The sequence below is a fragment of the Qipengyuania sp. R86523 genome (assembly GCF_044596365.1).
In the GTDB taxonomy this organism is placed as follows: domain Bacteria; phylum Pseudomonadota; class Alphaproteobacteria; order Sphingomonadales; family Sphingomonadaceae; genus Qipengyuania; species Qipengyuania citrea.
The window spans coordinates 67,926-78,393 of sequence record NZ_CP138997.1; the positions used below are offsets into that span (position 1 = coordinate 67,926).

Here is a 10,468-nt window from a genome sequence, read left to right on the forward strand (position 1 = left end):
CTTCCATGCTCGATACCAGCTATCGTACCGCCTATAACGACGATCACGAGGCCTTCCGCGACACCGTGCGCAAGGTCTTCGCCGAGCACATGACGCCCTATCTCGACCAGCACGAGGAAGAGGGCATCGTCCCGCGTTCGGCGTGGAAGGCGCTGGGCGAGGCGGGCATGCTGTGCCCCACGGTAAAGGAAGAGAACGGCGGGCTCGGCCTCGATTTCGGTTTCAACTGCGTGCTGTGCGAGGAATTGTCCTATCTCGGCAGCTCGGCCGGTTTCACGCTGCAGAACGATATCACTGCCAATTACATCGAGCGTCTCGGAACCGACGAACAGCGGGCGAAATACCTGCCCGGCATGGTCTCGGGCGATGTGATTTCGGCGATCGCGATGACCGAACCGGGCGCGGGCAGCGATCTGCAGGGCATCCGCACCACCGCGATCAAGGACGGCAACCACCTCGTGGTGAACGGGTCCAAGACCTACATCACCAATGGCCAGAACGCCGATGTCGTCATCGTGGTGGCCAAGACCGATCCCGCGCAGGGCGCCAAGGGCACCTCGCTGGTGCTGGTCGATGCGGGCACCGAAGGGTTCGAGCGCGGGCGCAATCTCGACAAGATCGGCCAGCATTCGGCGGACACCTCCGAACTGTTCTTCAACGATGTGCGTGTGCCGATGACCAATATCCTCGGCGGCGAGGGGCGCGGCTTCATCCATCTGATGGAAGAACTGCCGCAGGAACGGCTGGGCATCGCGGTGGGCGCGCAGGCCGCAGCGCAGCGCGCTTTCGACGAAGCGGTCAAGTTCACCAAGGACCGCAAGGCCTTCGGCAAGACGGTGTTCGAGTTCCAGAACACCAAATTCGTCCTCGCCGACCTCAAGGCCAAGATCCAGGTCGGCTGGGCGCATCTCGACTGGGCGATCAGGAAGCACCTTGCGGGCGAGCTCACCACAGACGAGGCCAGCGCGGCCAAGCTGTGGCATACCGACCTGCAATGGGAAGCCTGCGACATGGCGCTGCAACTGCATGGCGGGGCGGGTTACATGAACGAATATGCAATTGCCCGGCTGTGGCGCGATGCGCGTGTCACGCGCATCTTCGGCGGCACCAACGAGATCATGAAGGAAGTGATCAGCCGCTCGATCTGAGGAGCAATACCGCATGACCGATCCGCTCGACTTCTCCGGTAAGACCGTCCTCGTCGTGGGCGGGACGAGCGGGATCGGCAACGGCATTGCGCATGGCTTCCGCCAGCACGGGGCGCTGGTCCATGTCACCGGAACCCGCGCTGCGGCATCCGATTATGCGGCCTCCGAAGGCAGCGATCTGGCGGGGCTGACCTTCCACCGGCTCGACGTGTCGGACGCCTCCGCCACTGCCAGCTTTGAACTGCCCGAGCGGCTCGATGTCGTCGTGCTGTGCCAGGGCACGGTGCGCTATCGCCGCGAGGAATTCGAGCGCGAGGGCTGGGACGCGGTGATGGAGGTCAATCTCAACTCGCTGATTGATTGCGCGCGGATCGTCCGCCCCCGGCTGGCCGAGCGGGGCGGATCGCTGATCGTGGTCAGTTCGGTGGGCGCCTATCACGCCATGCTGGGCAACCCAGCCTATGCCGCCAGCAAGGCGGGTGCGGTCAGCCTGGTGGGCAGCCTCGCGCAGGCCTGGGCGGGAGAGGGCATTCGCGTCAACGGCATCGCGCCGGGCCTTGTCCCGACCAAGCTGACCAAGGTCACGACCGAGAACGAGCAGCGCGCGGCAGGCGCGGTGGCGCGCATACCGGCAGGCCGGATGGGCACCCCGCAGGACATGGCCGGGGCGGCGTTGTTCCTTGCCTCGCCGCTGGCCGATTATATCGTCGGCCAGACCATACGCGTCGATGGCGGAATGACGCTCGCCTGAAACCGGCCTGCTCCTGAAAGGGGATACGATCATGGATTACGTCAATCTCGGGCCTTCGGGCCTCAAGGTTTCGCGGCTGTGCCTCGGCTGCATGAGCTATGGCGACACCAGCAAGGGCTGGCATGGCGACTGGGTGCTTTCGGAGAACGAAAGCCGTCCCTTCATCCGCGAAGCGGTGGAGGCGGGGATCAACTTCTTCGATACGGCGAACATGTATTCGCGCGGTGCCTCGGAAGAGGTGATCGGGCGCCTGCTGCCCGAATTTGCGCGGCGCGACGAGATCGTGGTCGCGACCAAGGCTTTCCTGCCCTGGCAGCAGGCCCCCAACGCGGGCGGGCTGTCGCGCAAGGCGCTGATGCAGGCGGTGGACGACAGCCTGACGCGGCTGGGGATGGACTATGTCGATCTCTACCAGATCCACCGCTGGGACGATGCCACGCCGATCGAGGAAACGATGGAGGCGCTGCACGACATCGTGAAGGCGGGCAAGGCGCGCTATATCGGCGCCTCGTCGATGTTCGCCTGGCAGTTCGCCAAGGCGCAGGAAGTGGCCCGCGCGAATGGCTGGACGCGGTTCATCTCGATGCAGAATCACGTCAATCTGCTCTACCGCGAGGAAGAACGCGAGATGCTGCCGCTCTGCGCCGATCAGGGCATCGGCATCATTCCGTGGAGCCCGCTGGCGCGTGGCAAGCTTGCCCGCGCATGGGACGAAACCACCGTGCGCAGTGAAACCGACGGCTTCGGCAAGATGCTTTACCGCCAGCAGGAAGACGCCGATCGCGCAATCGTAGAAACCGTCGGTGCGATTGCCGCGGAACGGGATGTATCGCGCGCGAGCGTGGCGCTCGCCTGGCATTTCGCCAAAGGCGTGACCGCGCCGATCATCGGAGCGACCAAGACCGGTCATATCGACGCCGCCTGCGCGGCGATGGATCTGGCACTGACCGAGGACGAGGTCCGCCGGCTGGAAGAGCCCTACCTGCCGAAGAACCCGGTCGGCGTGGCCTCCACCGTGGCCCGCGACTGGTCGCTCACGATCGCCAGACCGTAACACTGCGGCGCATTTTGCGCCGCAGTGTTACAAACGCACAGGCGAGGTCACATACGAGTCATATGACTGCGGCATCGCTGCCACCTCACTGGTGGGGTGACGGCTGCGTGCGTACGATCAACATATTCCTGACCGACCCGATGGCAGGCGATTTGCCAGACTTCGAGAACGGCGATCTGTGCTACGCCTTCGCGCGGCTTTATCCCGATGGACCGCGGCGGCTGGTCGAAGGACCTGTCTGCGCTTTCGTCGACTGGGTGATGGATGATCTCTCGGGGCTTGAGATGTGCCGGCGGCTGCGTTCCGACCCGCGAATGCAGGATGCCCACATCACCATCGTGCTCGAGGAAGACGATGCGCAGGACAAGCGCCGCGCGCTCCGCGCCGGGGCCGACGACTACATCACCGGCCCGATCGATCGCACGATGGTGCTCGACCGCGTGATGGCGCTGCAGATGGGCGGCGCACAGCCACGCGTCAACGAACGGCTCGAACTGGGCGCGCTGCTGGTCGATCTCGCGGCCTTGCAGGCGCGGTGGAACGGCCGGGCGCTGGATCTGCGGCCCAATGAATTCCGTCTGCTGCATTTCCTGGCGCAGAATCCCGACCGTGTGCTGTCGCGCGGCGATCTGATCGCGGCGCTGGGCAAGCAGGAGCCGCCGATCGACGAGCGCACGGTCGATGTCTGGGTCGGCCGGTTGCGCCGCGCGCTGCGCAAGGTCGGCGCGGGCGAACGCGTGCGGACGGTGCGCTCGCTGGGGTATGTCTACGACAGCTACGACTGAGCGTCGGGCGAAAGCGGTCTGTCTTTGTACGACCCGATTGGTGACATTGTGGACCTAGAGATCAAAGCCCATAACCTAATCGAATTTACTCGGATCGAGGGGCTACGCATGAGAATGGGGCGAGGAATTGCAGCAGCTCTGTTCATCTCGGCAGTGATTACTGCCTCGTGTTCGAAACAAGAGGTTCCCGGCCTGACCGCCGAGTTTCAGCAGATTTCGATGCGCTCAACACTCTATGCGGAAGCGCCTAAGGTCGTCGCTTCGCCAAAGCCGACTTTTCCAAACGAACACGCCAGCGCAGTCTCTTCTCAGATTGGCATCAGTTATGATGTAAACTTGGCATACTTCGAGACAGTATCCTTGGCCGATAAATCGTATGATATCTACGAGGTGGTCGGGGTGCCTGACACTTTTGTGGGCGTCCCACAAACTGGCAGAAAGCTACTCCTCATCACCCTTTGAACAGAGAAGCTTTAGTCCGCTTCCCACCCAACTTCAGCCGCGCATCAACGAAAAAGGGCCGCCCGAAAGCGGCCCTTTCCGAGGGGTATGGTGGCGTGATCAGAACTCGGCAGATACCGACAGACTGAAGCTGCGGCCGACGTCGTAGCTGTTGTTCTCGATCCGCGTGGTGCCGGTGGTCTGGTATTCGAAATGGTCGCGGCCCGTCAGGTTGCGCGCTTCGAACTTCACTTCCATGTCCGTCCCGGCCAGTTCGAAACCCTGCCGCGCGACGAAGTCGATCGTCAGGCCGGGGTCCTCGAGGATGTCCGGGCGCGACAGCGTGCTGCGGCTGATCACGCGCTTGCTGCCGTAGTTGAACAGGAAGGTCACCTGGCTGACGCGGTCGAGGTCTTCAAGTCCCAGCTGGATGTTGGCGATATGGTCCGACTGACCGGTAAGAGCGGTACCGTCCTCGAAGAAGTTGGACGCCGACTGCAGGCCGCCCAGTTCGGGGACATTGACCTGGTCGCCCGCCTGCACGCTGATGTCGGACTGGGTGTAAGTGTAGTTGGCAATCGCGACGAAGCGCTTGCTGTCCCACCAATCGCCCAGCGTGTAGAGGTCCTTGTTCCACTGGACTTCGACTTCCGCACCGTAGAGTTCGGCCTGGGGCGCATTGGCGAAGCGGCTAACCACGGTGTTGTCGTTGAAGCTCGAAAACACCTCGATCGGGTTCTCGATGTCCTTGTAGAACCCGGCGAGGCTGAACTTGCTGCCCGAGCCCCAGTAATATTCGACGCGGGCTTCGTAATTGGTCAGCTCGCTATCGACCAGCCCGGGGTTGCCGGTGAACTGGCGGTTGCTTTCCGGATCGTAATAGGTCTGCAGGATCAGCTCGCGGAACTGGGGGCGCGCGATGGTCTTGGATGCGTTGAAACGCGCCTGCAGGCTGTCGGCGATTTCCCAGGTCAGCGTGGCTGCGGGCAGCCAGTAATCGTTGTTCAGCAGCGTGGCATTGGCCGATCCGCTGGGCAGGCCGTCGAGCCCGAGCGGCACGACCTGCTGCGTCGCGTCTTCGTAGCGCACACCCGCATCGAGCGAGACCCCGGCAAGCGGTTCGATCCGCGCCTGCGCATAGCCAGCCTTGATCTCGAGCCCGGCGGAAAAGGCCGGGTCGGCTGCGGTGGTATCGATAATGGTGTAGGAGAACGGCCCGATCCCGCCGGCAGTCTGCGCTTCCGTATCGTAACCCAGCGCGATCAGCGCATCGCCCAGCAGATTGTCGGGGCGCAGCGCGCCGAACGCCAGCGGGTAATCGCCCGTCGTGCGAATGTCGAATTCGCGGCGCCGCGACAGGCGTTCGGTGTCGGTATAGGCGCCGCCCACCGTCACGCCCAGCCAGTTGGCCAGCTGGTAACTGACATCGAGACCGCCGTAATAGAGGTCTTCGGTCAGGTCGGAGAACGCCACCGTGGTGCGACCACGCTGCCCGCCGTTCTGCAGGTTGAGATAGATATCGTCGAACCCGCCCGAGGGATTGAGGTCGCGCGAATAGACGAATTCCCATTCGTTCGGCGCTTCGCGCTGCGTCTGGGCATAACCGCCGCGCAGGTCGATCGACAGGTCGCCGAATTCGAGCTCGCCGACAAACTGCGTGTCGATCAGCTCGCGCTCGTACCAGCCGGTATTCTGGAACAGATCGTCATCGTCATCGGTGAGGTCGGAAATCTGCGCCAGCGACGCGCGCTTGAGCGAATCGCGGATGTAGAGGTTCGTCAGGCGGAAGCGGTGCTCGCCCACTTCGAGCCCGAAACCGAGCATGGCATTGGCGAGGATCCGCTGGTCGGTCTGGAACTGGTTGCCCGTCTGGTCGAGGTCGAGATCGCCGTTCAGCGCGGCCTGCCGCGTGATGAAGCGATTGCGGTACTTGTTGCTGAGCGAGGCAGTGGCGATCACGCCGAACCGGCCGTCGGAGAAGACATCGACGCTGGTGCCCGCGGTGATGCCGCCCGACCAGTTGACGGGCAGTTCGTCGGTGCTCTGCAGGAGGATCAGATTGGGATCGCCCAGTTCGGTCAGGATGGCCTGCTGGTCCACGCCGGGGTCGTTGAGCGACTGCCCGCTGTCGAGGAAGGATTGCAGGTTGGGGCCGGGGTCGCGGCGCCCATCGTCGAAGCCGAACCAGTCGTAATCGGACCCGTAATAGGTGTAGCCCGTGCCGAAGGTGGTTTCAGTATCTCCCGAAATGCCCGCGCTGACCTTGACGAAGCTCTCATCGGGCACCGCGCGGGTCGTCAGATTGATGACGCCGCCGCCGAATTCGCCGGGGAAGTTGGCCGAATAGGTCTTTTGCACCAGGCTCGATGCGATGACGCTGGTCGGGAAGATGTCGAGCGGGACCACGCGGCTGAGCGGCTGCGGCGAGGGCAAGGGCAGGCCGTTGAGCAGCGCGAGCGAGTAGCGATCGCCCAGGCCGCGAACATAGACGAGACCGTTGCCCACGGTCGACAGGCCGGTGACGCGGGTCAGCGCGCCGGCGATGTCGCCTTCGCCCGTCCGCGCAATGCTGGCGCTGTCGAGCACCGAGACGACCTGCGACGAGGCGCGGGTAACGTCCTGCCGGCGGCGACCGGTGACGACGATTGCGCCCCCGGGGACCGAAATATCGGTTTCCTCGAACGCTTCCTCCTGCGGCGTGTCGTCGATGCCCTCGGCCTGCTGCGCCATGATGGCGTCGGTGGCGGGATCTTCATCGGCGGGTACGCCTTCGGCGCCGGTGCTCGCTGCCTGGGCGAATGCGGCCCCGGCAGGGAAGGTGAGCGCGGTGGAGAGCAGGAGCAGCGCGGAAAGCTGCTTGCCGGTCGACATGGTTCGAGACCCCCTCATATTCAGGTCTTAAAAACTGTGCTGGAGCCCTGCGAAGGCGCCGATGCGAAATGCGAAACCGGCCGCGGGACGCGCGGAATGCGCGCCCCGCAGCCGTCGATACGGATCAGTAGACCGGGAGGCTGCTGCAGTCGGAGACCGCGGCATCGAAGGTCACCGTTGCCGAATTGCAGGTCCAGCCCTGGATCCAGGTGTCGTTGCCCGGATAGACCGCGCCGATGTTGGTGGGGGTCTGGAAGAACGACGAGATCGCGGTCGGATCGAACACGGCGACACCGTTCTCGTTGGTGCCGTTTACGAAGCCCATCGACAGCGTGTTGGTCAAATTGGCATCGTTGTTCGAACCGGCGTTGAAGCGCGTTTCGATCTGCGCCGCGGTCACCCCGCCCGAACTGTCGCGGAAGTCCACCGAGCAATCGAGCACGAAGGAATTGAACACCACCGGGCCGGCTTCGTCGATCGCGCCATTGGCAGCGCGGTTCAGCGTTTCGGGATTGTCGATGCGCAGGCACGGCGTGGAGCCTTCATTGTCGACCAGGACCGAATTGACGATCGTGTAGTCGGCGAAACCGCGGATACGGATCGCCTGGTCGCCGGTGCCGCTGTTGGCGATGAAGGTGGCGTTCGAGATGCGCGTGTTCTGGCGCGGGGTGTCTTCTTCGAGACCGTTCGACGAGTCGGCTTCGATGATCGTGTCGCCGACGCCGGGGCGCTGAATGGCAATCACGTTCTGCATGTCGACCTTTACGCCGGTGTCGGTGTCGAGGCTGTCGTCTTCGGCGCCGACCACGATCAGGTTGCGCAGGTTGAACTGGCCGCCGAAGAATTCGACGCCGTCATCCGAGCTGTTGTAGCTCATGATGTTGCTGAGCTGCGTGCCCGAACCGGTGCCGCCGGTAGTGAGCGCCTGCAGTTCGCTGTCGCCCGACAGGACGAAGCCCGAGTAGCGGATCTGGACGTAGCTCATGCTGCCCGAGCTGTCGGTCGGGGTCGCGCCGCCGAACAGGGCCGGCTGCGCGGCGCCTTCGACCTGGCGTTCGCAGGCGGTGGTGCCCGAGGTTGCGCCCGGGGCGATGCAATCGGTTACCGGAGCGCGGCCCGACAGGACGACGCCGCCCCACTGGCCCGAGGAATTGGCCGTGTTCAGCCCCTGCACATTGTCGCGGCTGGTGAAGATGATCGGACGCGCGGCAGTCCCGTTCGCATTGATCGTGTTGCCGCGGTTGACGTTCAGCCAGCCGGAGCCCGACGAGAACAGGATCACGCCTGGTTCGATCGTCAGTTCGACGTCGGTGTCCGCGCCGGTATCGGCAGCCCCGCCGTCGGTGCCGACATCGACGCGGCCGTCGATGCGGTAGAGCAGGCCTTCGATGTAGGGCAGGGTCGAAGAAGCGGTGAAGCGCGCGGGCAGAGTGCAGACGCGGTATTCGCCGGTGGGGCCGGTGATGGTGTTGCCATCGGTCAGGCCGACCGGGTCGGAAATGGTCGGGCAGCCCGCGGCCGGGGTCACCAGCGTCGACGTCGGGGTCGGCGTGGGGGTCGGCGTCGGGGCCGGGGTCGGGTTGTTGATGATCACGTCACCGCCGGTACCCGGCGAGACGATTTCGTCGGCGCCGCAGCTGGCAAGAGCCAGTGCAGAGCAGCCAAGGACGAGCGAACGATGGAAATTGGTCACGGGTAACGGTCCCCTCAAAAACCGGATGAATCGGATGCGAAATCTCGGATCGCGAATCCCCCGCTAGGGATCGTTCGTGACAGTTTTTGTCGAAAGATGACCGTTGTGTTGCAGAACCTCGGATCATTCCGGGCGGCCTGGCCGAAATGGCGGAAAACCGTTTCCGTGGGGTCGGATTACGGTTTTATGACAAAGTTACAGATTTGTTGCAGTCGGCAGGGCCGGGGTTCAAACAGGCACTCACAACATAAAAGGAGAGCTGTCATGGCGATCATTACCAGCGTTGCCCTCGTCCTTCTCGCGCAGGGCCCTGTTGCCACCGCGCAGGCCCCGGACACCGCGTTCGACGTCGGCTATGAAGAACTGGTGGCCAACGACAATGCCGCAGCGCGGCAGGCCATCGAGAATTGCGACGAACTGGCCGCGAACGATCCGGCACGCCTGATCAACCACGGTATCGCGCTCGCGCGGATGGGCAATTACGATGCGGCCCGCACCGAATTCGCTACCGCTGCGAACATGCGCAGCAGCGTCGAGCTCGAGACCGCCACGGGCGAATGGGTCGATTCCCGCTGGCTTGCCCGCAAGGCGCTGGCCATGCTCGAGCAGGGCGAATTCGCACGCTATTACGCGCTATCGCTCCGCTGATCTTCGCAACGGCCGAGCCGCAGGGCCCGCCTTCCACAGGGAGGCGGGCTTTTTCATGCGGTCACCGGATCCAGCCCTCACTGATTCGCCGCTTCGTCACGTTCTTGTCATGAAACGTGCCCAGACGCGGTGGGACGGAGGGTGCAATGATTCTCGCACGCTGGGCCTTGGCAATCGGATTGTCCTGCGCCGCGCTTCCCGCCCTTGATGCAAGGGCGGATGTCTTGGAGATTGATGCGGACGGTGCGCGCTGGGTAACCGGCGCAGGCCGCGCGCAACCGGCTGCGCCCGATGAATCGATGACCTTCGGCACGGCCGAGGTCCCGGGCGACATCGTCGTGCCCGACATCGCCGTGGCGGACCCGGTCCGCCACGCAAGGCTGGTGCCCCCGGACTACCAGGCCAAGGTCGCCGAACTCGCCGGACGCTTCGATCTCAGCCCGACGTTGATCGAGGCGCTGGTGTGGCAGGAAAGCCGCTGGCGCGCGAATGCAGTATCGCCGGTGGGCGCGCGCGGACTGGCACAACTCATGCCCGGCACGGCGCGCGATCTGGGCGTCGACCCCGACGATCCCTTCGCCAATCTCGAAGGCGGCGCGCGCTACCTGCGCGAACAGCTCGACCGGTTCGACGGCGATCTCGAGAAGGCGCTTGCCGCCTACAATGCCGGGCCCGGGCGGGTGATCCGCGCCGGCGGTGTCCCGCGCATCCGCGAAACGCAGCTTTACGTGGCGGCCATCATGGGCCGCTTGTCCGATCATTCACGGGAGTAATCAATTGAGTCGCAAGTTCACCCTTCCGGCAGTTCTGGCCGCCTTCCTGACCCCCAGCGCTGCTTTCGCGCAGGCTGCCGATCCCGCGGGTTCGGGGCCGATCGTTGCCGCGCTCGGCTGGCTTCAGGGCACGCTGCTTGGCAATGTCGCAACGGCGGTGGCAGTTATGGCGGTTGCTGCAGTCGGCTTCATGATGCTGACCGGCCGCCTCAACTGGCGTTTCGGGGCGACCGTGATCATCGGCGTGTTCATCCTGTTCGGCGCGGCATCCATCGTGGCCGGCATCCAGGGCGTGGCCGCGTGA

The 10,468-nt window shown here is 64.2% G+C and carries 10 protein-coding genes; 8 read left to right on the top strand and 2 right to left on the bottom strand.

Annotated features, from left to right (window positions below; genetic code table 11):
- The first annotated feature begins 5 nt into the window (after nt 1-5).
- The 5 genes from SJY12_RS00355 to SJY12_RS00375 all read left to right on the top strand — a co-directional run bounded on the left by SJY12_RS00355 (nt 6) and on the right by SJY12_RS00375 (nt 4,200).
- A complete protein-coding gene (locus SJY12_RS00355; protein ID WP_397505634.1) occupies nt 6-1,148 on the top strand; it encodes an acyl-CoA dehydrogenase family protein in 1,143 nt (380 codons plus the stop codon).
- A 13-nt stretch (nt 1,149-1,161) separates the two neighbouring features.
- Nucleotides 1,162-1,899, top strand: a complete 738-nt coding sequence (locus SJY12_RS00360; protein WP_397505635.1) for an SDR family NAD(P)-dependent oxidoreductase — start codon at nt 1,162-1,164, stop codon at nt 1,897-1,899.
- Between the two features lie 31 nt (nt 1,900-1,930).
- Nucleotides 1,931-2,953 (top strand): aldo/keto reductase, encoded by a 1,023-nt coding sequence (locus SJY12_RS00365; RefSeq protein WP_397505636.1) that lies wholly within the window; start codon nt 1,931-1,933, stop codon nt 2,951-2,953.
- A 107-nt stretch (nt 2,954-3,060) separates the two neighbouring features.
- Nucleotides 3,061-3,738: a response regulator transcription factor gene (locus SJY12_RS00370; protein WP_050600120.1), complete on the top strand. Its 678-nt coding sequence runs from the start codon at nt 3,061-3,063 to the stop codon at nt 3,736-3,738.
- Nucleotides 3,739-3,762: 24 nt separating this feature from the next.
- The gene (locus SJY12_RS00375) at nt 3,763-4,200 is read left to right on the top strand and encodes a hypothetical protein (protein ID WP_397505637.1); all 438 of its coding nucleotides are present in this window, start codon (nt 3,763-3,765) and stop codon (nt 4,198-4,200) included.
- 99 nt (nt 4,201-4,299) lie between these two features.
- Here SJY12_RS00375 and SJY12_RS00380 read toward each other — a convergent pair whose 3' ends face one another.
- Entirely contained in the window at nt 4,300-7,050 is a 2,751-nt protein-coding gene (locus SJY12_RS00380) for a TonB-dependent receptor domain-containing protein (protein ID WP_397505638.1), read from the bottom strand.
- 124 nt (nt 7,051-7,174) lie between these two features.
- Nucleotides 7,175-8,743: a hypothetical protein gene (locus tag SJY12_RS00385; protein WP_397505639.1), complete on the bottom strand. Its 1,569-nt coding sequence runs from the start codon at nt 8,741-8,743 to the stop codon at nt 7,175-7,177.
- A gap of 264 nt (nt 8,744-9,007) precedes the next feature.
- Here SJY12_RS00385 and SJY12_RS00390 point away from each other — a divergent pair, with 264 nt between their 5' ends.
- From SJY12_RS00390 to SJY12_RS00400, 3 genes are all read left to right on the top strand, one after another.
- Nucleotides 9,008-9,391, top strand: a complete 384-nt coding sequence (locus tag SJY12_RS00390) for a hypothetical protein (protein WP_397505640.1) — start codon at nt 9,008-9,010, stop codon at nt 9,389-9,391.
- Between the two features lie 146 nt (nt 9,392-9,537).
- Nucleotides 9,538-10,164: a lytic transglycosylase domain-containing protein gene (locus SJY12_RS00395; RefSeq protein WP_397505641.1), complete on the top strand. Its 627-nt coding sequence runs from the start codon at nt 9,538-9,540 to the stop codon at nt 10,162-10,164.
- 4 nt (nt 10,165-10,168) lie between these two features.
- A complete protein-coding gene (locus SJY12_RS00400) occupies nt 10,169-10,468 on the top strand; it encodes a TrbC/VirB2 family protein (protein WP_156488709.1) in 300 nt (99 codons plus the stop codon).

Bases quoted from the DNA above. Each gene is read 5' to 3' on its own strand.
- SJY12_RS00390 (WP_397505640.1), top strand. From the start codon at position 9,008: ATGGCGATCATTACCAGCGTTGCCCTCGTCCTTCTCGCGCAGGGCCCT.
- SJY12_RS00380 (WP_397505638.1), bottom strand. From the start codon at position 7,050: ATGTCGACCGGCAAGCAGCTTTCCGCGCTGCTCCTGCTCTCCACCGCG.
- SJY12_RS00360 (WP_397505635.1), top strand. From the start codon at position 1,162: ATGACCGATCCGCTCGACTTCTCCGGTAAGACCGTCCTCGTCGTGGGC.
- SJY12_RS00365 (WP_397505636.1), top strand. From the start codon at position 1,931: ATGGATTACGTCAATCTCGGGCCTTCGGGCCTCAAGGTTTCGCGGCTG.
- SJY12_RS00355 (WP_397505634.1), top strand. From the start codon at position 6: ATGCTCGATACCAGCTATCGTACCGCCTATAACGACGATCACGAGGCC.
- SJY12_RS00395 (WP_397505641.1), top strand. From the start codon at position 9,538: ATGATTCTCGCACGCTGGGCCTTGGCAATCGGATTGTCCTGCGCCGCG.